Annotated in this window: 25 protein-coding genes and 1 tRNA gene; 16 read left to right on the top strand and 10 right to left on the bottom strand. The window is 59.9% G+C overall.

Annotated elements, in window-relative coordinates:
- Positions 1–49: 49 nt before the first annotated feature.
- From sufB to sucD, 14 genes are all read left to right on the top strand, one after another.
- Positions 50–1,498: a Fe-S cluster assembly protein SufB gene (gene sufB / locus ACC569_RS03745; RefSeq protein WP_372522159.1), complete on the top strand. Its 1,449-nt coding sequence runs from the start codon at positions 50–52 to the stop codon at positions 1,496–1,498.
- A gap of 27 nt (positions 1,499–1,525) precedes the next feature.
- Positions 1,526–2,287 (top strand): Fe-S cluster assembly ATPase SufC, encoded by a 762-nt coding sequence (gene sufC / locus ACC569_RS03740; protein WP_372522158.1) that lies wholly within the window; start codon positions 1,526–1,528, stop codon positions 2,285–2,287.
- A gap of 13 nt (positions 2,288–2,300) precedes the next feature.
- Positions 2,301–3,650: a Fe-S cluster assembly protein SufD gene (sufD, locus tag ACC569_RS03735; protein ID WP_372522157.1), complete on the top strand. Its 1,350-nt coding sequence runs from the start codon at positions 2,301–2,303 to the stop codon at positions 3,648–3,650.
- On the top strand, positions 3,650–4,093 hold the full coding sequence (gene sufU, locus ACC569_RS03730) for a Fe-S cluster assembly sulfur transfer protein SufU (RefSeq protein WP_372522178.1): 444 nt from the start codon (positions 3,650–3,652) through the stop codon (positions 4,091–4,093). Before sufD ends, sufU begins: the two co-directional genes overlap by 1 nt.
- A gap of 6 nt (positions 4,094–4,099) precedes the next feature.
- Entirely contained in the window at positions 4,100–4,453 is a 354-nt protein-coding gene (locus ACC569_RS03725; protein WP_372522156.1) for a DUF59 domain-containing protein, read from the top strand.
- Between the two features lie 24 nt (positions 4,454–4,477).
- Positions 4,478–4,798 carry a Rieske (2Fe-2S) protein gene (locus ACC569_RS03720; protein ID WP_372522155.1) on the top strand — a complete coding sequence of 107 codons (321 nt, stop codon included), beginning with the start codon at positions 4,478–4,480 and terminating at the stop codon, positions 4,796–4,798.
- Between the two features lie 183 nt (positions 4,799–4,981).
- Positions 4,982–5,347 (top strand): TusE/DsrC/DsvC family sulfur relay protein, encoded by a 366-nt coding sequence (locus tag ACC569_RS03715; protein WP_372522154.1) that lies wholly within the window; start codon positions 4,982–4,984, stop codon positions 5,345–5,347.
- Positions 5,348–5,549: 202 nt separating this feature from the next.
- Entirely contained in the window at positions 5,550–6,176 is a 627-nt protein-coding gene (locus ACC569_RS03710) for a class I SAM-dependent methyltransferase (RefSeq protein ID WP_372522153.1), read from the top strand.
- A 111-nt stretch (positions 6,177–6,287) separates the two neighbouring features.
- Complete coding sequence (locus ACC569_RS03705; protein WP_372522152.1) at positions 6,288–6,833, top strand: hypothetical protein; 546 nt, start codon at positions 6,288–6,290, stop codon at positions 6,831–6,833.
- Positions 6,834–6,853: 20 nt separating this feature from the next.
- Positions 6,854–7,108 (top strand): hypothetical protein, encoded by a 255-nt coding sequence (locus ACC569_RS03700; RefSeq protein ID WP_372522151.1) that lies wholly within the window; start codon positions 6,854–6,856, stop codon positions 7,106–7,108.
- A gap of 363 nt (positions 7,109–7,471) precedes the next feature.
- Positions 7,472–9,319, top strand: a complete 1,848-nt coding sequence (recQ, locus tag ACC569_RS03695; protein WP_372522150.1) for a DNA helicase RecQ — start codon at positions 7,472–7,474, stop codon at positions 9,317–9,319.
- Between the two features lie 250 nt (positions 9,320–9,569).
- Positions 9,570–10,541 (top strand): CoA ester lyase, encoded by a 972-nt coding sequence (locus ACC569_RS03690; RefSeq protein ID WP_372522149.1) that lies wholly within the window; start codon positions 9,570–9,572, stop codon positions 10,539–10,541.
- Positions 10,538–11,725, top strand: a complete 1,188-nt coding sequence (gene sucC / locus ACC569_RS03685) for an ADP-forming succinate--CoA ligase subunit beta (protein ID WP_372522148.1) — start codon at positions 10,538–10,540, stop codon at positions 11,723–11,725. Before ACC569_RS03690 ends, sucC begins: the two co-directional genes overlap by 4 nt.
- Positions 11,709–12,578 carry a succinate--CoA ligase subunit alpha gene (sucD, locus tag ACC569_RS03680; protein WP_372522147.1) on the top strand — a complete coding sequence of 290 codons (870 nt, stop codon included), beginning with the start codon at positions 11,709–11,711 and terminating at the stop codon, positions 12,576–12,578. The genes sucC and sucD overlap by 17 nt, the downstream gene beginning before the upstream one ends.
- A 144-nt stretch (positions 12,579–12,722) precedes the next feature.
- Here the strand turns inward: sucD and ACC569_RS03675 are convergent, their stop codons facing one another.
- From ACC569_RS03675 to ACC569_RS03655, 5 genes are all read right to left on the bottom strand, one after another.
- Positions 12,723–13,172, bottom strand: coding sequence for a hypothetical protein (locus ACC569_RS03675; RefSeq protein ID WP_372522146.1), 450 nt, complete (start codon positions 13,170–13,172; stop codon positions 12,723–12,725).
- Positions 13,135–13,842, bottom strand: coding sequence for a DUF433 domain-containing protein (locus tag ACC569_RS03670; protein WP_372522145.1), 708 nt, complete (start codon positions 13,840–13,842; stop codon positions 13,135–13,137). Before ACC569_RS03670 ends, ACC569_RS03675 begins: the two co-directional genes overlap by 38 nt.
- Positions 13,843–13,910: 68 nt before the next feature.
- Positions 13,911–13,986, bottom strand: a tRNA-Phe gene (locus tag ACC569_RS03665).
- A gap of 62 nt (positions 13,987–14,048) precedes the next feature.
- Positions 14,049–15,353, bottom strand: a complete 1,305-nt coding sequence (locus ACC569_RS03660) for an ATP-grasp domain-containing protein (protein ID WP_372522144.1) — start codon at positions 15,351–15,353, stop codon at positions 14,049–14,051.
- Positions 15,325–15,690 carry a HesB/IscA family protein gene (locus tag ACC569_RS03655; RefSeq protein ID WP_372522143.1) on the bottom strand — a complete coding sequence of 122 codons (366 nt, stop codon included), beginning with the start codon at positions 15,688–15,690 and terminating at the stop codon, positions 15,325–15,327. The genes ACC569_RS03660 and ACC569_RS03655 overlap by 29 nt, the downstream gene beginning before the upstream one ends.
- Positions 15,691–15,854: 164 nt before the next feature.
- Here ACC569_RS03655 and ACC569_RS03650 point away from each other — a divergent pair, with 164 nt between their 5' ends.
- Complete coding sequence (locus ACC569_RS03650) at positions 15,855–16,139, top strand: oxidative damage protection protein (protein WP_372522142.1); 285 nt, start codon at positions 15,855–15,857, stop codon at positions 16,137–16,139.
- Between the two features lie 63 nt (positions 16,140–16,202).
- On the opposite strand, the gene hemG is transcribed toward ACC569_RS03650, so the two are convergent.
- Positions 16,203–16,748: a menaquinone-dependent protoporphyrinogen IX dehydrogenase gene (gene hemG, locus ACC569_RS03645; RefSeq protein WP_372522141.1), complete on the bottom strand. Its 546-nt coding sequence runs from the start codon at positions 16,746–16,748 to the stop codon at positions 16,203–16,205.
- Between the two features lie 245 nt (positions 16,749–16,993).
- Here hemG and ACC569_RS03640 point away from each other — a divergent pair, with 245 nt between their 5' ends.
- A complete protein-coding gene (locus ACC569_RS03640; protein WP_372522140.1) occupies positions 16,994–18,904 on the top strand; it encodes a hypothetical protein in 1,911 nt (636 codons plus the stop codon).
- A gap of 1,032 nt (positions 18,905–19,936) precedes the next feature.
- Here the strand turns inward: ACC569_RS03640 and rpoD are convergent.
- The 4 genes from rpoD to rpsU all read right to left on the bottom strand — a co-directional run bounded on the left by rpoD (position 19,937) and on the right by rpsU (position 24,467).
- Positions 19,937–21,784 (bottom strand): RNA polymerase sigma factor RpoD, encoded by a 1,848-nt coding sequence (rpoD, locus tag ACC569_RS03635; RefSeq protein WP_372522139.1) that lies wholly within the window; start codon positions 21,782–21,784, stop codon positions 19,937–19,939.
- A gap of 107 nt (positions 21,785–21,891) precedes the next feature.
- On the bottom strand, positions 21,892–23,673 hold the full coding sequence (gene dnaG / locus ACC569_RS03630) for a DNA primase (protein ID WP_372522138.1): 1,782 nt from the start codon (positions 23,671–23,673) through the stop codon (positions 21,892–21,894).
- A gap of 83 nt (positions 23,674–23,756) precedes the next feature.
- Positions 23,757–24,206 (bottom strand): GatB/YqeY domain-containing protein, encoded by a 450-nt coding sequence (locus ACC569_RS03625; protein WP_372522137.1) that lies wholly within the window; start codon positions 24,204–24,206, stop codon positions 23,757–23,759.
- 21 nt (positions 24,207–24,227) lie between these two features.
- A complete protein-coding gene (gene rpsU, locus ACC569_RS03620) occupies positions 24,228–24,467 on the bottom strand; it encodes a 30S ribosomal protein S21 (protein ID WP_372522136.1) in 240 nt (79 codons plus the stop codon).
- Positions 24,468–24,525: the final 58 nt, after the last annotated feature.

Raw genomic sequence — 24,525 nt, 5'->3', positions numbered from 1 at the left:
GAGCGCGGGTATTTCTATACCGCGTTACCGCCGGCATCCGGAGGTGGTTATGTCCACATCGACGCAACAGATCGACACCCTGCTCAAGCGGGAATACAAGGCGGGTTTCATCACGGACGTCGAGGCGGATTCGGTTCCGCCCGGTCTCAATGAAGATGTCATTTGCCTGATCTCGGCCAAGAAAAACGAGCCGGAATTCATGCGCGAGTGGCGGCTCAAGGCCTACCGGCACTGGCTGACCATGGCCAAGCCGATCTGGGCCCATGTGCATTACCCCCCGATTGATTATCAGGCCATCGTCTATTACTCCGCGCCCAAGACCGGGAAGGATGGGCCCAAGAGTCTTGATGAGGTCGACCCGAAACTGCTCGAAACCTACGAGAAGCTCGGCATTCCGCTCAAGGAGCGCGCACTGCTCGCCGGGGTGGCGGTGGACGCGGTGTTCGACAGCGTGTCCGTGGCGACCACGTTCAGGGAGAAGCTCGGGAGTCTTGGGATCATCTTCTGTTCATTCTCCGAGGCGGTGCAGAACCACCCGGAGCTGGTGCAGAAGTATCTCGGTTCGGTCGTGCCCTACACTGACAATTTCTACGCCACGCTGAACTCTGCGGTGTTCACCGACGGCTCGTTTGTGTACGTGCCCAAGGGCGTGCGTTGCCCGATGGAGCTGTCCACGTATTTCCGCATCAACGCCTCCAAGACTGGCCAGTTCGAACGCACGCTGATCATCGCCGACGAAGGCGCGTACGTGAGTTATCTCGAAGGCTGCTCCGCGCCCATGCGCGACGAGAACCAGCTGCACGCGGCGGTGGTGGAGCTCGTCGCCCTCAGGGACGCGCGCATCAAATATTCCACGGTGCAGAACTGGTACCCCGGCGACGAGCAGGGCCGCGGCGGCATTTATAACTTCGTGACCAAGCGCGGCGCCTGCCGCGGTCCGAACGCCAGGATTTCCTGGACCCAAGTCGAAACCGGCTCAGCCATCACCTGGAAATACCCGAGCGTGATCCTCGAAGGCGACAACAGCGTGGGCGAGTTTTATTCGGTGGCGGTGACCAACCACTATCAGCAGGCCGACACCGGCACCAAGATGATCCACATCGGCAAGAACACGAAGAGCACCATCATCTCCAAGGGCATCGCCGCGGGCCGCGGGAGCAACGCCTATCGCGGGCTGGTGAAAATCCTGAAGGGCGCGGAAAACGCGCGCAACTACACGCAGTGCGATTCGCTGCTCATGGGCGACAAATGCAGCGCGCATACCTTCCCGTACATCGAGGTGAAGAACCCCACGGCCAGGGTCGAGCATGAGGCGACGACGTCCAAGATCAGCGACGATCAACTGTTCTACTTGCAGAGCCGGGGGTTGTCCACCGAGGACGCCGTGTCCATGGTCGTGAACGGTTTCTGCAAGGCGGTATTCAAGGAGCTGCCCATGGAATTCGCCGTCGAGGCGCAGAAGCTTCTGGGCGTGAGCCTGGAAGGCGCGATTGGGTAACTGATTACGAATATCGAGGACCACACCATGCTGTCCATCAAAAATCTGCACGTAAGTGTTGACGGCAAGCCGATCCTCAAGGGTGTCAACCTGGATGTGAAAGCCGGTGAGGTACACGCCATTATGGGGCCGAACGGCTCCGGCAAGAGCACGCTCGCCAATGTGCTGGCCGGGCGTGAACAGTATGAGGTGACGGCAGGAGAGGTGATTTACCAGGGCCGAAACCTGTTTGAGCTTGCGCCCGAGGAGCGCGCGCGGCAGGGGATGTTCCTCGCGTTCCAGTACCCGGTGGAGATTCCCGGCGTGAGCAACATCTATCTGCTCAAGTCGGCGCTCAATGCCATCCGCAAGTCCCAGGGCCATGTGGAACTCGATGCCATGGATTTTCTCGCGCTGGTCAAGGACCGGATGAAACTCGTGGAGATGCCGGAGGAATTATTGTACCGCTCGGTCAACGAAGGCTTTTCCGGTGGCGAGAAGAAACGCAACGAGATCCTGCAGATGGCGGTGCTGGAGCCGAAGCTCGCCATCCTGGATGAAACCGACTCGGGACTCGATATCGATGCGCTGCAGGTCGTGGCGCGCGGCGTCAACGTCCTGCGCAGTCCGGAACACGCGATTATCCTGGTTACCCATTATCAGCGCCTGCTCAACTACATCGAGCCGGATCAGGTGCATGTGCTCGTGGATGGGCGGATCGCCAAATCCGGCGACAAGACCCTGGCTTACGAACTCGAGAAGCAAGGTTACGGGTGGATCACCCAGGAAGTCGCGCCGGCGATCGCCTGAAACAAAGGTTTATATGAATCCAAACAGCACCGCCAAAGAAACCTATCTCGACGCCATGGGTGTGGCGGAGAAAGGACTCGCTAAAGCGCCGTCCTGGCTGCGCGAGCTGCGCCGAGACGGTGCTTCGCGTTTCGCGGAGATCGGATTTCCAACGCCGCGGGATGAGGCGTGGAAATACACCGACGTCACGCCGATCGTTCAGACCGAATTCAAACCGGTAGCCGAGGACGTGAATGGCATCGACCCGGCACGGCTCGAAGGATTCTGGTTTGAAAATCTGCCGTCGCATCGCCTGGTTTTCGTAAACGGCCATTATTCCGAAAAATTGTCGACGCCGGGTGCGTGGCCCAAGGGTGTCACGGTGATGAGTCTGGCCGAAGCGCTGCGCGATAAGGCGCACAGGCTCGAGCCTTATCTCGGCCATTACGTCCCGGAAAAGATCCACGGCTTTGCCGCATTGAATACGGCGCTGTTCACCGACGGCGCCTACGTCCATCTTGGCCGTGGTACGCGTCTGGCGAAGCCGATACACCTGTTGTACGTCAGCGCCGGCGCGGCCGACCCCCTGCTCTCCCAGCCGCGCAACCTGGTGGTGGCCGAAGAGAACAGCCAGGCGGTCCTGATCGAGAACTATGTGGCCGTCGGCGAGGCGTCTTATTTCACGAATGCGCTGACTGAAGTGGTGGTCGGTCCACATGCCGTGATTGAACACTACCGGCTGCAGGAAGAGAGCGCGAAGGCGTACCACATCGGCGGCTTACACGCGCATCTCGACCGCGACGGCCGGTTTACGGCGCACGGCATCGATCTCGGTGGGCGGCTGGTGCGCAACGATCTGCGCAGCGTGCTGGATGCCGAAGGCGCGGAATGCCACCTGAATGGGCTGTATGTGATCGGCGGCCGCCAGCACGTGGACAACTACACGCACATCGACCATGCCAAGCCGCGCGGCACCAGCCGCGAATTCTACAAGGGTGTGCTCGACGGCCGCTCGCGCGCCGTGTTTCACGGCCGCGTCGTGGTGCGGCCCGATGCCCAGCACACCGACGCCCAGCAGGTGAACAACAACCTGCTGCTGTCGCGCGACGCCGAGGCGGACACCAAACCGCAGCTCGAAATCTATGCCGACGACGTGAAATGCTCTCACGGCGCCACGGTCGGACAACTGGACCCGGATGCGCTGTTTTACCTGCGGTCGCGCGCTGTGGATGAAGCCGCGGCGCGCGACCTGCTGACCTATGCCTTTGCGCGGGATGTGCTGAGCCGCCTGCGTCTCGAGCCGGTGCGGGCGCAACTGGAACGCAATCTTGCCGCCAAATTGAGGGTGACGGCGCTGCACCAAGCCAAGGAGGTGTTTCAATGATGTCGGATCTGCGCGTCTTGTACGAGGAAGTGGTGCTCGACCATAACCGCCGTCCGCGGAACTTTCAGAAGCGGCCGGCGGGCAGTAACCATCACGCGCACGGCTACAACCCGGTGTGCGGCGATGATTTCACCGTTCATCTCAAAGTGGAGGACGGCGTTATCAAAGACGTGGGTTTCGAAGGCGCCGGCTGCGCCATCTCCACGGCTTCCGCTTCGCTGATGACCGAAGCCCTGCAAGGCAAGACCGTGCAGGAGGCGGAGACGCTGTTCAAGAACGTGCACAACCTGCTGACGCAAGAAGGCGAGAGCGGCGAAGTCGGCAAGCTCAAGGTACTGGCGGGCGTGCATGAGTACCCCGCCCGCGTCAAATGCGCCACATTACCGTGGCATACCTTGCGTGCGGCGCTGCATGACGAGAGCGGCACGGTGTGCACGGAGTGATGGACGATGAATCTCGACCTGATAAAGCTGGCGCGCGAACAGGCCGGGACCGAAACTGGTCTGAAACAGCAGGTCATCGACGCGCTGCGAAAAATTCATGACCCCGAGATCCCACTCAACATTTATGACCTCGGGCTGATTTACGCTCTCGACGTGGATGAGCGCGAAGGCAAGGCGCATATCCGCATGACGTTGACGAGCCCCGCTTGCCCGGTGGCCCAGACCTTCCCGTGCACGGTGGAATGCGCCATTAAACAGGTGCCTGGCGTTAAAGAGGCGCGGGTGGAGTTGGTGTGGGACCCGCCGTGGAGCATGGACACCCTGTCGGAAGCGGCCAAGCTTCAGCTCGGCCTGGTCTGAACGGCACAAAACCGGAACCCTGCCATGTCAGACTGGGCGGATATCGCCAAGGTCGGTGAAATCCCGCCGGGTGGATCGAAGCTGGTGTATCTGGATGGCGTCAAGGTCGCGGTATTCAATCTCGGCAGCGAATGCCACGCGATCGAAGACATCTGCACGCACGACGGTGGGGAACTCGCGAGCGGTACGGTCGAAGGCGAAGAGATCGTATGCCCGCGCCACGGTGCCCGGTTCAATATCAAGACTGGCGCCGTGACGGCGCCGCCCGCCTATGAGCCGGTATACAAATTCCCGCTACGCGTGCAGGACGGCACGATCCAGATCCGCGACGACCGCTGGGATTAGCGATAGCTACGTAGTGGCTGGGCGGGAATATTTTTCACGAGATAATGGAAGCCTCATAATTGGCTGGAATAGTCAGGGTTTGATGCCATACAAAATCATCTAGTTGATGTCCATCAAAACGCGTGGAAAACTAAGCAAGTAAAACATGTATCATCTGGATATTGAAGAAAGGAGGAACGACCCATGAGCTTATTAGAATCGATCAAGACAGATGGAGGCGTGTCGAATACGGATCCCAAGTTCCCACATGCACCGGCCGACTGGACGAAGGAGATGGCCATTAAGACCGCACGGCAAGAAGGGCTGGTGCTCGGCCCGGATCACTGGGAAGCAGTGCGCGCGCTGCAGGAGTATTACACCAAGCATCAGGAGATCGCTCTCAGCATGCGTGAACTGCACGATGCGCTCGATGAGAACTTCCACGCTAAGGGCGGCATCAAGTACCTCTATAAGCTTTTTCCGGGCGGGCCGGTGGCGCAGGGTTGCCGGATTGCGGGACTCAAGGCACCGGCGGGGGCAACCGATAAAAGTTTCGGAAGTGTCGTCTAGGCGAGATCACCGTACGTTCGGCCTTGAAGTGAGACATGCTTTTATAGGCATGCGGTGTAGTTTTGTCCGTATCCCCACCCTAGTCATGTCCGGTGGATTAGGAACTGTGATACAGGGTGTTGAATGCTTCGCGGATGCTTTTGCACAGCGTCTCAAACAAGCGTAAGAGATACCTTTTGTTGCGAGTAGCTGAAGTGTTTTCATGAAACTGACTCCGCAAGACCTGAAGACAATCGCCGGCCGCACGCTAGAACACTACAACCAGAATGCCGAGGATTTTCACGAAGGCACGCACGATCACGACGTCAGCCAGAACATCGCGGCGCTATTAAAATACATCGAGGGTGAAGCGCCGTTCACCCTACTCGATTTCGGCTGCGGGCCGGGGCGTGACCTCAAGGCGTTTGCCGAACTCGGGCACATCGCCGTCGGTCTGGAAGGCGCCGTGCGCTTCGTCGACATGGCGCGCGCCCACGGCAGCGGTGAAGTGTGGCAGCAGGATTTCCTCAAGCTCGATCTGCCGGATAACCATTTCGATGGCGTGTTTGCCAACGCCGCGCTGTTTCATGTCCCCAGCCAGGAGTTGCCGCGCGTGTTGCGGGAATTGCACGCGACACTGAAACCGCGTGGCGTGCTGTTCAGCTCGAACCCGCACGGCCATAACGAGGAAGGCTGGAACCGCGGACGCTACGGCGCGTTTTACGATCTGGAAACCTGGCGCCGCTATCTGTCAGCCGCGGACTTCGTTGAGCTGACTCACTACTACCGCCCCACCGGCGTGCCGCGTGAACGGCAGCCGTGGTTGGCGAGCGTGTGGCGCAGTATTTAACGAGATTGACGGTGCACTAAGAAATAGACACTATGATGGCAGAATAAATTTCCCCAGATAGGGAAGTGCATGAGCAACAATGCAGTCGAAAGTCTTGCTGAGGAGTAGTTGATGCATGTCATGCGTCTCGTCGGGCTCTTATTCTTCCTCCTGGCAGCAGGATGCGTCGGCGTGGAGCGCGCACCTCCGCCGACCGGCGCGCCGCCGGCAGAGGCAGCTGCGGTCGAGCCGTCCAAGATCGGTTCCACAGGGCAGGGCGTCGCCAAGGTCGAATCGCAGAACGCCAAGACTCCGGCAAAGCTACCCGCGGAGCAGCCCCGAAAGCAAAGCGCCACGCCAAGTTCTGGAAAGCCGGGGACGCCACCGCTGGACCTGACGGCGCTGGAAACCCGGCTCAAGGAGACCAAGGCCATCGGCGTGTTCACCAAGATCACGCTCAAGAATCAGGTCGATGACCTGCTGAGTCAATTCCGGGCGTATTACCAGGGACGGGTCAAAACCACCCTCGCCGAGCTTCGGCAACCGTACGATATGCTGCTCCTCAAGGTGCTCTCGCTATTGCAGGACGGCGACCCGGAGCTGGCGCGCGCGATCGTGGCCTCACGCGAAGCGATCTGGGGCATCCTGGCCGATCCGGCCAAGTTTGCCACTCTCTAACTGACAGCAGGAGAACAGCGATGAACAAAGGTGTAAAGGCTTGGACATTGACAATGGTGATGATGACATTTTTCATTGGACCGTTGCGGGCGGCTGAGGACGCAGCGCTCCTTAAGGACATGACATCCGTGATCGCGCTCCTGGGTCTGCCCTGCGGTCAGGTCGTCAGCGTGATCAAGAAAGGCGATAACGATCACATTGCCACATGTCAGGACGGCAACCGCTACCGCGTATTTCTGAACACCGAGGGCCGGGTCGTCGCGACGAAACAATAAGCGGCTTTCGTTTTTCGCAATGCCTTCTTGTCGTGGTCGCCCGGTGCGAAGGCTAGAGTGTTTGAGCCAAATCCTGCCCCGTCTCTGACCCAAGACAGGATTTGGGTGTGCCCCGCGCTCATGTAGGTTTCTTTGGTGACTATCTAGGGAAACTCTGAACAAGTGCTGTTCGCCCTGAGCTTGTCGAAGGGTGAACGGCACAAGGCGTTGATTCGACGCCGTCCTCCGCTCATGGTTCGACGGGCTCACCACGAACGGTGGACTTATTCAGACCTTCCCTAGGCGGTATCTTACAGAGATTGACGGTGCGATAAGAACTAGACACCATCCTCACCCCACATCAGGAAGCCCGACAGCCGCCACATGGACAACCAGCCCCTGAAGATTCTGCACAGCGTATTCGGCTACGAGCGTTTCCGCGCGCCGCAAGAAGAAGTGATCGGCACGCTCATGGCCGGCGGCGATGCGCTGGTCCTCATGCCCACCGGCGGCGGCAAGTCGCTGTGCTTCCAGATCCCGGCCATCGCCCGCTCCGGCACCGGCATCGTGGTCTCGCCGCTGATCGCGCTCATGCAGGACCAGGTGGCGGCGCTCACCCAGGCCGGGGTGCGCGCGGCGTTTCTCAATTCCACGCTCGATGCCGGCCAAGCGCGCGCGATCGAAACCCAACTGCTGCGCGGCGAGCTCGATCTGCTCTATGTCGCCCCCGAGCGCCTCATGCTCGAACGCACGCTCGATCTGCTGGCGCGCACCAAGCTCGCGTTGTTCGCCATCGATGAGGCGCATTGCGTCTCGCAGTGGGGCCACGACTTCCGTCCCGAATACATCCAGCTCTCGGTGCTGCACCAGCGTTTCCCCGAGGTGCCGCGCATCGCACTCACCGCCACCGCCGACGAACCGACGCGCCGCGAGATCATCGAGCGCCTCAAGCTCGAAGACGCGCGCGTGTTCATCAGCAGCTTCGACCGCCCCAACATCCGCTATCGCATCAGCCAATCGGGCAACGGTCCCAGCGCCCGCGACCGACTGTTGCGCTTCATCCGCGACGAGCACGCCAACGACGCCGGCATCGTCTATTGCCTGTCGCGCAAGCGCGTGGACGAAATCGCCGCCTGGCTTGCCGCGCAGGGCCTCACCGCGTTGCCGTATCACGCCGGCCTCGGATCGGACGCGCGCACGGCCAACCAGTCGCGTTTCCTCAACGAAGAAGGCGTCATCATCGTTGCCACCATCGCCTTCGGCATGGGCATCGACAAACCGAACGTGCGCTTCGTCGCGCATCTCAACCTGCCGAAGAGTGTCGAGGCCTATTACCAGGAAACCGGCCGCGCCGGACGCGACGGGTTGCCGGCCGACGCGTGGATGATCTATGGCCTGCAGGATGTCATCACCCTGCGCCAGATGCTCGAAGCCAGCGATTCTGACGACGCCCACAAGCGCGTCGAGCGCCACAAGCTCGACGCCATGCTCGGCCTGTGCGAACTCAGCACTTGCCGCCGCCAGGCGTTGCTCACCTATTTCAGCGAGACGCTGTCCAAACCCTGCGGCAACTGCGACACCTGCCTCGAACCGCCCGAAGCCTGGGACGCCACCGTCCCCGCGCAAAAGGCGCTATCGTGCGTGCATCGCACCGGGCAAAGATTCGGCGTGAATTATTTGATCGATGTGCTCCTCGGCAAGGACGACGATCGCATCAAGCGTTTCGGCCACGACCGGCTCACCACCTCCGGTATCGGCAAGGAGCTTGGCCAACAAGAATGGCGCGGGGTCTTCCGCCAGCTCATCAGTCGCGGCCTGCTGGCCGTGGACCTTGAAGGCCACGGCGGCCTGCGCCTCACCGACTTGAGCCGCCCGGTGCTGCGCGGCGAAGAGCCCCTGATGCTGCGCCGCGACGCCAAACCCGAAAAGACGAAAAAGACCAAGACCATGCGCGCAGCGCGCAGCGCCTTCATCCAAGACGCCGACCGCCGCCTGTGGGAAGCCCTGCGCGTCCGCCGCCTCGAACTCGCGCGGAAACAGGGCGTCCCGCCCTACGTCGTCTTCCATGACGCCACGCTGGCAGAAATGGTCGAGCGTCGCCCCCAGACCTTGAGCGATCTCGCCCACATCTCCGGCGTCGGCGAGCGCAAGCTCGCGGCCTACGGCGCGGACTTCATCGCGATTGTCCGGGCACATTGCGAAAACGTCGGGGAAGCCGAAGTCGTCACATGAAGGAGATTGACGGTAGGGCTACTTGACGCCATGATGGCGTAATAAAAAAAACCATAAAGCGGTGTATTGGTTAGCTATTAAAGATCACAAAAAGCGATGTGTTAATACAAAACTGCGAGAGTAACTTAATAATCGAGTCTGACTCCAAATAACCACGGTGAAATCTCGCTAGGCAGCTCGGCGATTGAGCGCTTAAAGCAGCTCCATGGGAGTCGGGCCACAATTACTACCGACACAAGAAAGGACCTTAATGCCCATCAAGGACCGTCTCCATCGAAGTGAGCTTGCCGTCCCCGGGAGCAATCCGCGCATGCTCGAGAAGGCCCCCACGCTCGGCGCCGATATCGTGTTCATGGATCTCGAGGACGCCGTGGCGCCAGCCGACAAGGAACAGGCGCGCAAGAATGTCATCCACGCGCTGCTGCATCACGATTGGTCGCGATGCGCCGTTTCCGTGCGCATCAACGCGCTCGATACGCACTACTGTTACCGCGACATCGTGGATATCGTGGAGCAGGCCGGCAAACATCTCGACACGCTGCTGGTCCCCAAGATCAATACTCCCGAAGACATTTATTTCGTGGCGACATTGCTGTCGCAGATCGAGGCATCCAAGGGCCTTAAACCCATCGGCATTCACGCGCTGATCGAAACCGCGCGCGGCATGGCCAACGTCGAGGATATTGCCGCGACCTGCCCCGAACGCATGGAGGCGCTGGTCTTCGGCGTGGCCGACTTCGCGGCCTCGACCCAGGCGCGCGTCACGCACATGGGCGGGGCCAACGCGGATTATGCCGTGCTCACGCATCCGGAGGGCGGCAAGCGGGAGCGCCACTGGAACGATCAATGGCACTACGCGCAGGCGCGCCTCGTGGTGGCCTGCCGCGCCTACGGCCTGCGCCCGATCGACGGGCCGTTCAGCGACATCCAGGACGCGGAGGGTTATCGTTCCGCGGCGCGCTCGGCGGCGGCGCTCGGTATCGAAGGCAAGTGGGCGATTCATCCCTCGCAAATCGCGCTCGCGAACGAGGTGTTCACGCCCACCGATGCCGAAGTCACGCGCGCCGAGCGGATTATTGCGGCCATGGCGGACGCCGCCAAACGCGGCCAGGGGGCGGTGACGCTCGATGGCCGCATGCTCGATGCCGCTTCGATCCGTCAGGCCGAGGTCGTCATGGAGAAGATGCTACGAATCAAAATGGGTCAGGAGCAGCCGGCATGAATATCCACGAATTCCAAGCAAAGGAATTGATGCGTCAATACGGCGTGCCGGTGCCCGCGGGCAGCGTGGCGCACAGCGTGGAACAGGCGGAGGCCGTGGCCGAAGAGCTCGGTGTCAGCCGCTTCGTGATAAAGGCGCAGATCCACGCCGGCGGTCGCGGCAAGGCCGGCGGCGTAAAGCTGGCCCACACCGTTGAAGAAGTGCGCGCGGCGACCGATGAAATGATCGGCCGATCCCTGATCACCGCTCAGACCGGTCCGCAGGGGCAACGCGTGCAGCGCGTGCTGATCGAGCAGGCCGTGGACATCGCACGCGAGGCCTATTTCGGCCTGGTCATCGACCGCGCCAGCCAGCGCATCACAATCATCGCCTGCGACGGCGGCGGGGTCGAGATCGAAGAGACGGCGCGCCATGAACCGGCGCGTATCCTGCGCGAAGCGGTGGACCCCGCGGTGGGATTGCTCGAATTCCAGTGCCGCAAGGTCGCCGCGCATCTGAAACTGGGCGGCAAACAGCTGCCGGCCGCGGTGAAGCTGATGAAGTCTCTGTACCGCTGCTTTCGCGACAACGACGCCGTGCTGATTGAAGTCAATCCGCTGGCCGTCACCCTGGACGGCCAATTGCTCGCGCTGGACGCGAAGATGCAGTTCGACGATAACGCCATCTACCGCCGGCCGCATATCAGCAACCTGCGTGATTTCGACGAGGAAGACCCCAAGGAAGTCGAAGCCGACGCGCATGGCCTCAATTACATCGCGCTGGAGGGCAATGTCGGTTGCATCGTCAATGGCGCCGGACTCGCCATGGCCACGATGGACGCCATCGCCCTGCACGGCGGGCGGCCGGCGAATTTTCTCGACGTGGGCGGAGGCGCCTCGCCGGAAAAAGTGACAAACGCGTTTCGCATCGTGCTGCTGGACAAGAACGTCAAGGCGGTGCTCGTTAATATCTTCGCCGGCATCAACCGTTGTGACTGGGTGGCGGAAGGCATCGTGCGCGCGATGCGTGAACTCAACGTAAAAGTGCCGGTGGTCGTGCGCCTCGCCGGCACCAACGTGGAACAGGGGCGCGCCGTCCTGGCCCAGTCCGGTCTGAAATTCCTCACTGCCAACAATCTCGACGATGCCGCGGCCATGGCCGTGCGCGCCACCAGCGGAGCTATCGCCCATGAGCATCTTTGTTAATAAATCCTCGCGCGTCGTGATCCAGGGCCTGACCGGCCAGCACGGGAGTTTCCACGCCGAGGAATCGATCAAGATCGGCACCCAGGTCGTTGCCGGCGTGACACCCGGCAAGGGCGGCACGACGCATCTCGGTATCCCCCTGTTCGACACCGTGCACGAGGCGGTGGCGCGCACCGGGGCCGATGTCGCCGGCATTTTCGTGCCGCCGCCGTTTGCCGCCGACGCCATCATGGAAGCCATCGACACCGGCATCCGCATTATCGTGGTCGTCGCCGATGGCATCCCGGTGCAGGACATGGTGCGCGTCAAGCGTTACTCCGCCGGGCGCGACGTGGTGATCGTCGGCCCCAACACGCCGGGCCTGATCACGCCCAATGAATGCAAGGTCGGTATCATGCCGGCCCATATCTATAAACCCGGAAAGATCGGCGTGGTCTCGCGCTCCGGCACGCTCAATTACGAAGCGGTCGAACAAATGGCCGAATACAAGCTGGGACAGTCCACCTGCGTCGGCATCGGCGGAGATACGGTCACCGGCACGGATTTTCTCACCGTTATGCGCGCCTTCAAGGACGACCCGGACACTGAGGCCGTGGTAATGATCGGCGAGATCGGCGGCAGCCAAGAGATCGAGGCCGCCGCGTGGGCGAAGGACCACCTGGGCAAGCCGCTGGTTTGTTTCATCGCGGGGCTTACAGCACCGTCACGGCGACGCATGGGCCACGCCGGCGCTGTCATCGCCGGCCCGGCCGACACGGCGGCGGCCAAGATGGAGCGCATCGAGGCACTCGGCGCGCACGTCGTGCGCAACCCGTCAAAGATCGGCGAGGCCGTGCACCGCGCGGTGCAGTAGCACGATCACACAATTAATCGAATTTGGTATTGCTGCGCCGAGCTGACCCACCAGCAACTGCAAAGTTTTTAAAAACCTTACGCTGGGATGCCGACGCCTACAGATGTGGCATTGATTGAAGCAGATTAGCCGGGGTTTCTGAAACTATTTCTTTTTGCGTTTCTTTTTATAACCGGACACGATTAACGTCACTTCGATACCACGAGTAACTTTCGCAATAAATGGGCCTGCTTGTTTTTTAAGCAAGCGGCGCATCGAAGGCTGTGCCTTAACGAGTATCTCGGCATTCTCAGTTCCGCGCAGCCCCTTCGCAGTCAATACAAAGGCGCGTACCCCAGCATCCATTAGGGCAAGCCGTTCGAGTTCATGATAGCGGATGCGTTCATCTTTGGTGAGTACCACCCAACCCTTGTCTCCGACCGCCGCGAGCCATTCATGATCCGGCGTTCCTTGAGCGAAGTGGTCGTTGTGTATTTCTACTTTGGCACTCGCGTCGCGCAGTGCTTGTGCAACGACCTTCCCACCGAGAGATGCATCGATAAAAAAAGTTACTTCATCAGGCGGCTTTGAGTTCGTAACGGATGGCTTCTTCAATTTCTTTTTTGGGCCGTCCATAGTCCTCCGCGAGTTCCTCCGGGGAATCGCCAGCCTTGAAGCGCTCAGCCAGCACGGAAGTGGGGATATTGGTGCCTACCAAAGTCGGACGCCCGAAAGAGATCGTGGGGTCGACGACTACGTTGAGGGGTTCATCAATCTCGCCGCGACGCGTGAAGAGATATAGCTTGATCGGTACGCCTCGTGGGTCACGCTGGACTCGCTTTAGAAACGCCTCAAGCATTTCGCGCATGGCGAGTTGACCTTCGTGGGAAATGTCGATTAGTTGTCCGTACTTCTGGACAAATAGGTCGAGACCGTCGGTTTCTAGCTGTTGATCAGCAAGGGGATGCTTGGATTGAAATTCCTTTTTAAGATAACCAATCGCTTTCCTAATCTTCGGCAACTGAATCTTGTGCTCGCGACGACGGATGGCATCTAGGACATGAGCTTCAACGAGATTGATAAAGGATAATCGTTTGCCCTTCTTATCAGCGATATCGATTACAGGATGGAAGAAATTCTGACCATCAGCGACTGGATAAGGTCTTCCCGCCACCCATGAGCGTAGTGTTGCGAAGGGAATCCCGAGGTAATGAGCTGCTTCTGCAAGGCCATAGGTGGGAACCTCGCGAGGATCGGGTCTAGTCGAAGTCAAAACATGTCCCATAAAAGCTACCTTCCTGTCTTATGTGTAGCATAGCGCAGAGGATGGTTTCATGGTACCTGAAAGAAGAATGGTGGCCGGGGCCAGAATCGAACCAACGACACGCGGATTTTCAGTCCGCTACTCTACCAACTGAGCTACCCGGCCGGGAAGGGGAAAGGCCGGCATTAAGATCAAGGTAGATCTAAGGAGTCAGAGTTGTTGAACCGTTATATACTCACACCCTTCCACAACGGCATCACCACCACACGCAGACAGGCGTGCGCCGCACGCAACGCCGCCTCCGCCAGCGCGGCGCTGGGTGCGCGCGCGAAAATAAATCCCAGATAACTGGAGCCCTCCGGCAGGGGCACCAGTTCATAGCCTTCACGCACATTAATCATCACTTCATCTATGTACGATACTTTCCCGGCGGCCAGCACGCCCTCGACGCGCCGCAGGATGCCGGCCTGCGGGATCGGGATCATCAGCACCCCGGCGCCGCCGGTTTCGCTGTTTAACTCCGGGCGTTCACCCAAGGCATGCATCAACACCAGTTCCTCGAGACTGGAACCGGTACCGAAGCGCAGCAGGCGTCCGCACAATCCGCCGATGGTGCGCGCGGCGACTTCCAGTATCCACACACCCCGGTCGTTGATACGGCATTCGGCGTGGATCGGCCCTTCGCGCAACCCGTAGGCCGCGCTCGCGCTGGAGATCGTTTCGCGCAAGACTTGTTGAGTTGCCGCATCCAGCCGTGACGGCGTGATGTAATACGTCTCCTCGAAATATGGGCCGTCCAGCGGATCGGGTTTGTCGAAGATCGTCAGGATTTCGAGCTGGCCCTGCGTCAACAGGCCTTCCACCGCCACCTCGAAGCCCGGTATGAATTCCTCCACCAAAATGGTCTCGCGTTCTTCTGCCTCGCGCAGTTCGGCGCGCGCCAGCAATACCTGAATGCGTGCCGCCGCCTGTGTGAGTTGATCTAGATTATCGGCGCGGATCACGCCGCGGCTGGCCGCGAGCGCCACCGGCTTGAGCACGCAGGGAAAACGAATGTCTCCGGTCTGCGCGGCTAAGGGGCGCGTGAGATCGAGCCGCCAGTGACGCGGCACCGGCACCCCGGCCTGCGCCAGCCGCGCGCGCGCCAGGTCCTTGCGCCGCGCGAGGTGCACCGCCGCGGTGGGATTGTGGGGGAGGCCGAGTTCGGCGGCCGCAAGCGCGGCGAGTTCGGTGCTGGCGTCGTCGCTGCCGAGCACGGCCGCGAACGGCCGCCGTTGCGCTTCGCGCAGGATGGTTTGCAGGGAGGCTTGCGTATCGCCGAGGTCGAGATGCAGTCCCTGGGCATAGGCGCTCACCAGGGAATATTTGGCCTCGGACGCGATTAATACTTCAATGCCGCGGGCCTTGGCCGCCACCAGGAATGGCGCGGTGCGGTAACTGTCGTGCGGAGCGATCAGCAGAACGCGGCGTGGGGCCGCATTCCGGTCGGGAGCCGTTACCGGACTAGAAACCGCCGCCGCCGCATCCGCCACAGGTGCCTTTGCCGCCCACCGCCTGGAACACCTTGTTAAATACAAAGCTCGAATTGGTAAAATCGATCTCGCTGCCTTGCAGATAATTGAGCGCGACCGGATCGACGAAGACCTTGAAGCCCGGGCCTTCGAGCACGCTGTCGTAAGCGCTGTCCACGCTGTTGGCGTAGGTCATGTCGTAGGTCATGCCGCTGCAACCGCCGCCCGAGACGAACACGCGGATGCCGGCGATGTCGCTGTCGGCTTCCTTCAGTAATTCGGCGAACTTGGCCTGCGCCGCCGGGGTGAGCCGCATCTCGGCATCGCCGATGCGGGTGGAATATTCGATTGATCCCATGACATTACTCCTCATTCATGATTACTGATGCTAGGAATGGTACTCGATTTGGTCGAATTCAAGAAACCACCGGCAGCTAAATCACCGCAATTCATGTGGCAATGAGCCGTGGGCCGTTATTCCGTAATACAATGTGCCATTCGATACACATTTGAGAGGATCGCATGGCACGCACTGTTCGCTGCGCCGTAATGAAACGCGAGGCCGAAGGTTTGGAGCGCCCGCCGCACCCGGGGGCCTTGGGCCAGCGCATTTTTGAAAACGTATCGAAAGAAGGCTGGAAACAGTGGCTGCAACGCCTGGCCACGATTATCAACGAGAACAAACTCAGCACCGCCGACCCGGGGAGCATCCAGGTTATCGAGCAGCACATGCTCGGGTTCCTGTTCGGCGAAGGCGATATGGGCAAGCTGCCGGCTGGCTTTCAACCCGCCGGCGGCAAAAAATAACCGGCCTCAGTTCCTCGCGTAATCCTGATCCGGGGAGAAAAAATTCCGGGCCCAGGATTCCCCTCACGCCTGCTTAAGCCGCTGCGCAAACTCATCCGCGAAACGATCAACGGCATTCCAGTCCGTATACTCGTAGTCGCGTGTGGGATCGGTATCGCCGCCGGCGATGCCGACGATCATGCGCATCAGTAATCGCTTGAACGCCCCGTACTTGCTGTACTGCAAAGCGCCAGCGAAGGTCGCCGTCTGTAGCGGGTGCCAGTCGACTTGGCGCAGAAAAGTCTCCAGATAACGCCGTGCCGCTTCGGGCTTCGCGCCCGGACCGCCGGCGCTCAAGCTCACCGAGAAGAAGGCGCTGGGTTGCGCCGTCAGCGCAGCGCGGAAGCGGCGCACCAGCGCACGTAGAAAATTGGGATGATGCCCGTAGTGAATAGAGGAGCCGACGATCACCCCGTCATAGCCAGCCGGCTCCAGACTTGCTGGAACCGCATCAGTACGGTGTATTTCTACCCTGCGCCCCTTGCCCCGGAGACGTTGAGCGATCCGTTCCGCAATGCGCGCGGTGTGACCTTCGGTGGTGGCGTAGAGGATCAGAGTAGTGCGTGACATGGATGCTGAGTGTTATTCATCGACCTCGAAAGCAAGTCTGCCTACGTAAACTGGCTATGAAAGTATTACTCAAAAATTATTAGTCATTTTCTTCAGAAAAATCTCGATGCCTCACATCGCGATAACTCAGCCGTCAGTCTGTTTCGGCTTGTCCGAAAAATATTTGCAGTCTAGTTTAAGAGTATTGCTTACAGCAAGCCGATTCATCGGCTTTGCGTATGAGCAGTTGGGAGGAGTTTGAAAGCATGGAGTCGCTTTTCCGTCGTCTATCGTTCGTTTTCCTTATCGCGTTGTCAGTCGTTGCCGGTTGCGGCGGTGGTGCCGGTGATGAAATGACCTCTAGCCCGTCAACCTCGGTGGTCCCGCTGGGTGTTAATCTCGAAGGCGTGGTGGATTGGGGCCGTTCGATCATGTTTGCGGACGCGATGAAGCACGCGCGCCATTGGGGCAGCGTGAATGCACCGAATGACGAGCAAGCGCCTGTCGACGCCGATGGCTGGCCGACCGGCGACACCGGCGTGGTGATCATGATCGGTGTCCCGCACATGGAGGGGACTTATAAACTTTCATTCACCGGCCACGCGACCGTGGCGCCCATCGCGCGCAACGATCTCACGACTCGCGTGCAAAACATGGTTTACGACGCCGGCACCAATACCAGCACAGCGGACTTCGTGCCCGGGCCGGATGAGACGCAGATCTTCCTTACATTTACCGGGACCTCGGGCGGCGTCAAGAACGTCAAGCTGATGCGCCCCGGATACCTTCCGACGGATACCTTCTCCAAACCCTTCCTCGATCGGCTTGCGATGTTCCAAGTGCTGCGTTTCGTGGGTTATTCGAACACCATCGACAATCCACAAGTGAACTGGTCGGATCGCACGCTGCCCACCCACGCAACACAGCATCGCCCGGCCGGCGCGGCGTGGGAATATGCGATCGAACTCGCGAACCTGACGGGCAAAGATCCGTGGATAAATATCCCCGATCAGGCGACCGACGATTACATCCGACAGCTCGCCACGCTGTTCAAGGACAATCTCGCGCCCGAACGCAAGCTGTACGTCGAGTGGAGCAACGAGGTGTGGAACGATATTTTCGACCAGACGCATCGCAATTATGACGCGACCAATGCCGAGATCGCGACCGGCGGGTCGAATCTCAACTACGATGGCGAGACCAACCCGGTCTATCTCGCCTGGCGTCGCACGGCGCGGCGGGCGAAGGAGGTCAGCGACATTTTTCGCTCAGTGTTCGGCAACAGCGCGATGATGACGCGCGTGCGCCCGGTGCTGGCGGGCCAACTCGGGCGCCCGGTCGTGATTACCCAGGGACTCGAATTCATCGCCAACGTTTTCGGTCCGCCGAACCGGTATTTTTACGCGATTGCGCCGGCCGTGTACTTCGACATCGACAACACTACGCGAACCGATCTCACCGTGGATCAGATTTTCGCCGAACTGCCCGCGCAGGTCGCGGCGCTGAAGAACGATGTGCTTCTGCACACTGTCTGGGCACAGTATTACAAGCTGAAAAACATGGCTTACGAAGGCGGGCCCGGGCTGGCAGGCAGCGAAAGTCTGAACGCCAAGCTCGCTGCCAATCGCGACCCGCGCATGAAGAACCTCATCGTTCAGCTTTATAACGATTGGTTTTCGGCCGGTGGCAACCTGTTCCTGTACGTCGGCCTGGCGAGCAAGTGGGGGAACTCCGGATCGTGGGGTTTGAGCGACGACATCACGCAGCCGACGGGGCCCAAGTGGGAGGCAATATCGCAAATCAACGCAAGCCCGTGGCCGCAAGTGAACGTCGGCAAGACACTGCCCGCGACGCTTTTCCCGCTCGACGCGAACGTCTTGAATAACGTCTTCACCGTCGGTAATCAGCAAGGCTGGAATGACAATACATCGTTCGTCATGTATCTCGTGAACGCGCCCGCGCCCGGTACGTACTCATTCGTGACGCGTATCTCAAGCACCAGCGGCGCCACGGCGGAGCTTTTGATCGACTCCGACGTCGTCACCGAAACCTGGAATGTATCCGCGGGCCAGACAGCGTCGGTCACGGCGTCGTTCCCGCTCAGCACGGGACTCCATGTCCTCCGTATCCAACCCAAGTCAGGATCGTTTCAAATGGACCCTTTAGTCATCCCGTAATAGCTTGGGGATGTATTGAGAAGGCGAAAAGCGAGGCAGCGGCTAGGGCCTGACCCACGCTGCCCGCGAACGTTGTTCGCGTGACACTACTTTGGAAAGCGTCGTCATCTCTTCCACCGGCAGTTCCAACAGATCGTCGATCAACGTGGAGTTCAGCCCAGGGGTATTAATGGTATCCAGCATATTGGGGACATCTCTGGATTCTAAATGGTGGGCCCGCTAGGGTGAGGCGGGGTATTCGCAGAGGTCCTGTGGACCTCTGCGCCGGCGAACAGGTGCGCCATGGGTGAACCGGTTTCAGCAAACGGTCCGGTGGACCGTTTGCCCGGTGAACGGGCGCACAGGTAGGTGCGCCCTGGACTTGCGTGCGCAGCAGGACTGCGCAGCACGCAAGGCGCACCCTGGCTTTCTCGCGGAGCAAGACCGCGCAGCGAGAAAGCGAACCGTAGGTTCGAGTCCGGTGGTAAACAGTCACCATTTAACCGGAGACAATACTACAAAGTAACCTAGGGCGTAATGTTGGTGGGCCCGCTAGGACTCGAACCTAGGACCAAGGGATTCACTCTGCCCCGCTGTTTCCAGCAGGAGTGGACTATCTCACCGCCCACGTCTCTATTCAGCAAGAGAAGTTAGGGCGCGGGACGCTCGAAGCCTGTGATCAAGGACGCTTAAGTCCCCAGGTAGTCTCTGCACCTTCCGGAAGTGTACTCCCGGCTTGGCTCAGGATTGCCGGCAACCCCGATCAAAATCGATCAGGCGCTACGGTTTCCCTGAATTCATCCCGTTCATCTCATGCCTCTCAGCATGAGCGCACCATTACGATGAGTCCCCTGCTCTAACCAACTGAGCTACAGGCCCAATTTAAAGCTGTACAATTTTGCAACCATCCCTGGTGGACCGCCCAGCTCGGCATCCATGCCTCGCGTTCGCGGCTCCTATTGTCGCCGCTCACCCAACTGAGCTACAGGCCCTAAATGACAACGGGCCGGTATTGTACCGGCCCGTTGCGGGTGTGAATAGAACAGCGACGACTTAGTCGAGGAAGCTGCGCAGATGCTCGGAACGGCTCGGATGCCGCAGCTTGCGCAGCGCCTTGGCTTCGATCTGGCGGATGCGCTCGCGGGTCACGTCGAACTGCTTGCCGACCTCTTCGAGGGTGTGGTCGGTGTTCATGCCGATGCCGAAGCGCATGCGCAGCACTTTCGCCTCACGCGGGGTGAGCGTCTCGAGGATTTCCGAAGTCGCAAATTTCAGCCCGCTGCCGGTCGCGGCGTCGGGTGGCGCAATGGAATTGGCGTCCTCGACGAAGTCCCCGAGATGCGAATCTTCATCGTCGCCGATCGGCGTCTCCATGGAGATCGGTTCCTTGGCGATCTTGAGCACCTTGCGGATCTTGTCTTCCGGCATGTCCATGCGGCTCGCCAGCTCTTCCGGCGTGGCCTCGCGGCCCATTTCCTGCAACATCTGGCGGGAGATGCGGTTGAGCTTGTTGATCGTCTCGATCATGTGCACCGGGATACGGATGGTGCGTGCCTGATCGGCGATCGAGCGCGTGATGGCCTGGCGGATCCACCACGTCGCGTAGGTCGAGAACTTGTAACCGCGGCGGTACTCGAACTTGTCCACCGCCTTCATCAGGCCGATATTGCCTTCCTGGATCAAGTCGAGGAACTGCAGGCCGCGGTTGGTGTATTTCTTGGCGATCGAAATCACGAGGCGCAGGTTGGCCTCGACCATTTCCTTCTTGGCGCGGCGCGCCTTGGCCTCGCCGATCGACATGCGGCGATTGACTTCCTTGAGCTCGGCAATCGGCAGGCCGGTACGTTCCTCGAGGTGCTTGAGCTTGTCCTGCACCGCGTGAATCGTATCGGTATTGCTCTCGATTACCGCGGCGTTGCCTTCACCGCACTTCATCGCCTTTTTGACCCAGCGCTTGTTGGTTTCGTGACTGGGGAAAATCTTGATGAACGTCTTGCGCGGCATCCGCGCCTTGTTCACGCAGATGTCCATAATGACTTTTTCCTGTTCGCGCGCGTATTCCACCAGCGAACGGACATATTCCACCAGGCGATTGATCTGTTTCGCGACGAATTTGGTTTGCATGAATTCGTCGGCGAGCTTGGCCTGAACCCGCTTCACTTCCGGGCTGTCATAACCCTTCTTCTCGATGGCCTTGAGCAGGTTGGTGTGCAGCTTGCGGATGCGCGCGAAGCGGATCAGCGCCTCCTCGCGGTTCGGTCCGGTTTCCTCCTCTTCGCTGGCGCCGTCGGCGGAGCCGTTTTCCTCGTCGTCATCGACATCGGCGGCGGCCTTCTCGCTCGGGACTTCAGGCAGAGGCAGGTCGGTCGCATTGGGATCGACAAAATCCACCACCAGGTCGGTCAGACGCATCTGGTCGATCTCAACCAGGTCCATCATGCGCACGACTTCGGCGATCGCGGCCGGGCAGGCGGCAATGGCTTCGGTCGTCTGACGTACGCCGTCTTCGATGCGCTTGGCGAGGTCGATTTCGCCTTCGCGCGTGAGCAGTTCCACCGTGCCCATCTCGCGCATGTACATGCGCACCGGATCGGTGGTGCGTCCGAATTCGCTGTCGACAGCGGAGGTCACCACCTGCTCGGCCTCTTCCGCGGCCTCTTCTTCGTCTTCCGCCGGCGGCGGGGTTTCCGTGGTTTTGAGCAACAGGGTATCCGGATCGGGCGCTTCGTCGTAAACCGCGATCCCCATGTCGTTGATCATGTTCACCACCGCCTCGATCTGGTCGGTGTCGTGAACATCCTCGGGCAAATGGTCGTTGATCTCACGATACGTGAGAAAACCTTGGGCTTTACCCTGAATGATCAGCTTTTTCAGCTGCGAACGTTGTGTTTCCTGATCCATTAAAATACCGTCTGGCGGGTTTAGCCGCCTGAAAATAGTCTGTGTTGGAATATAGAACCGCGCAAAACGCGAAAGTATAGCTTAAGTGGTTGCTCGCCCCAAATTTTTCAATGGCGAGAAGGAGATAGACGCGAGTTGTCTCTCTTTACACTCAATAACCGTGCCAATTCGTCTTTTTCCGGCTGGTTCAAACCTTGGGCATGCTGTTTTTGCAAAAGTCGTTCCGTTCTCTGCTTGGATGAGGCATCGCAAAGACGATTTATCACCACGCTAAATTCCATTTCCACATTCTCGGCCAGAGTCGGATAGTCCCAGACAGCCAGTCTGGAGAGATGATGTTGGTATTCACTATCACTAAAACTCTCAATAATAGAGGCTGTATTCATCGTTGGCGAATTCTTGAGCATGCCGTACAGCTCCAAAAACAGCGTCATCCCCGGCAGATCAAGGTCAACAAGTTCGCTTACATTGCTCAGTTTTTCTGCCAGAGCAGGATGCTGCAACATCAGGGCAATCGCCCGGCGCACGATGGAAGGCGGCTCCTGTGGCCCGGATCCGCGCATTGCCGGTCTGAAAGAACTGGCCGGTTCCGTATTGCCTGACGGCACCGGGAGCTTGCCCACATCCATGCGGCTCAATTCCGCCAGGCGGTCCAGCATCATCTGGCGCAATACGCCCTGCGGCATCTTGGACAGGAGCGGACGGGCAAGTTCCACCAGCCGGGCGCGGCCGTCCATGCGATTCATGTCCACCTGACGCATGAGGTTGTCGAACAGGTATTCCGGCAGTGGAATCGCGGTCTTCAGGCGGGCTAGAAACACATCCTTGCCCTCCTTGCGCACCAGCGTGTCCGGGTCCTCCCCTTCCGGCAGGAACAGGAAACTCGCCTGCCACCCCTCGCGCAGTGCCGGCAGCGCGTTATCCAGGGCGCGCCAAGCGGCCTCGCGGCCGGCGCGGTCTCCATCAAAACAGAAAATAACCTCCGGGGCATGGCGGAACAGGCGCTCGAGATGGTCGCGCGTGGTCGCCGTGCCCAGCGTAGCCACGGCGAAATCCACGCCGAACTGGGCCAGCGCCACCACGTCCATGTAGCCCTCGACCACCAGCACCCGGTTCTCGCGCTTGATCGCCTCGCGCGCATGAAACAGGCCGTAGAGCTCGCGCCCCTTGTGGAACAACGGCGTCTCGGGTGAGTTGAGGTATTTGGGTTCGCCCTTGTCGATCACCCGCCCGCCGAAGGCCACGACCCGCCCGCGGTGGTCCTCGATCGGAAACATGACGCGGTCACGGAAGCGGTCGTAATAGCCGCCGCCTTCTTTCTTCACAACGAGTCCGGCACGTGCCAGCGCCTCGCGGCTCGCGTCATCTTTGCCCAGCGCCCGCAGCAGGTTGTCCCAACCGTCGGGGGCGAAACCCAGTCCGAATTCGTGAGCGATTTCGCCGGTGATGCCGCGACCCTTGAGATACTCCACCACGCGGCCGGCCTGCGGATGCTCGCGCAGTTGCTGCCGGTAGAGGCGCGACGCTTCACGCAGAATCTCGAGCAGGTCCGTGCCGGTGTCCTTGTCCGGTCCCGAGAACACTCCCGCTTCCTTGGGAACCTTGAGCCCCGCGCGTGCGGCGAGATCCTCGACCGCTTCCACGAAGCTCATGTGTTCGTAATCCATGAGAAAACCAATGGCCGAACCATGCGCGCCGCAACCGAAGCAGTGGTAGAACTGCTTGTCGACGCTGACGGTAAACGACGGGGTCTTCTCCTCGTGGAACGGACAACAGGCCTTGTAGTCCTTGCCGGCCTTCTTGAGTGGCACGTAAGAATCGATGACATCGACGATGTCGCTGCGCGTCAGCAACTCGTCAATGAACTGCTTGGGGATGCGGCCGGCCATGCGGGTATTCTAAACAGGCCGGTAAGGCGCGGAAACGAATCTTAAGCGAGAAGCGTTTTTACCGGGAAATTATGCGATGTCTCTCAGGCAGCACCGAGTTTATTCTTCACTTTACTTCCAACTTGCCCCATGTCGGCCCGGCCCTGGAGCTTGGGTTTGAGCGCGCCCATGACCTTGCCCATGTCCTTGACCGAACTCGCCCCGGTGGCGGCAACGGCCTCGCCGATAAGCTTGTCGATCTCGGCCTCGCTCAATTGCTGCGGCAGATAGGCCTGAAAGAGGGCGATCTCACCGGATTCCTTGTCGGCCAGTTCCGGGCGCCCGCCTTTCATATACTGCTCGATCGACTCACGGCCTTGCTTCACGAGCTTTTCGATCACGGCCATGATCTGCGCGTCGTCGAGTTGGATGCGCTCATCCACCTCGCGTCGCTGGATGGCGGCACTCAACATGCGCAGCGTGGTCACGCGCGACTCGTTCTTGTCGCGCATGGCCTGCTTGATGTCGTCTTTGATTTTTTCCTTAAGGCTCATCGCCCAAGGGAAGGATGAAAATCAGGGGCGGGAGCCGGTGGCAGCGGCGGGTGCGGGAGGACGCGGATTGTTCCGACGCATGAGCTTCTTCAGTTCGCGTTTGCGTGCGGCGGCGGCCTTGCGCTTGCGGATTTCGGTCGGCTTTTCGTAGTGCTCGCGGCGACGCATTTCGGTGAATACGCCCGCCTTTTCGCACGAGCGGCGGAAACGGCGCAGGGCCATCTCAAACGGTTCGTTATCTTTAACCCGGACTGAAGGCATTGTTCCCCTCGCAAAATAGGCCCTATTAAACGGGCCGGTCTGTTACGGAGGTGGCTTG

Origin of the sequence: Sulfuricaulis sp. (assembly GCF_041499725.1) — a bacterium.
Lineage (GTDB): Bacteria > Pseudomonadota > Gammaproteobacteria > Acidiferrobacterales > Sulfurifustaceae > Sulfuricaulis.
Note: the sequence above shows the minus strand (reverse complement) of the source record. Positions and strands in the feature narration are given on the sequence as shown.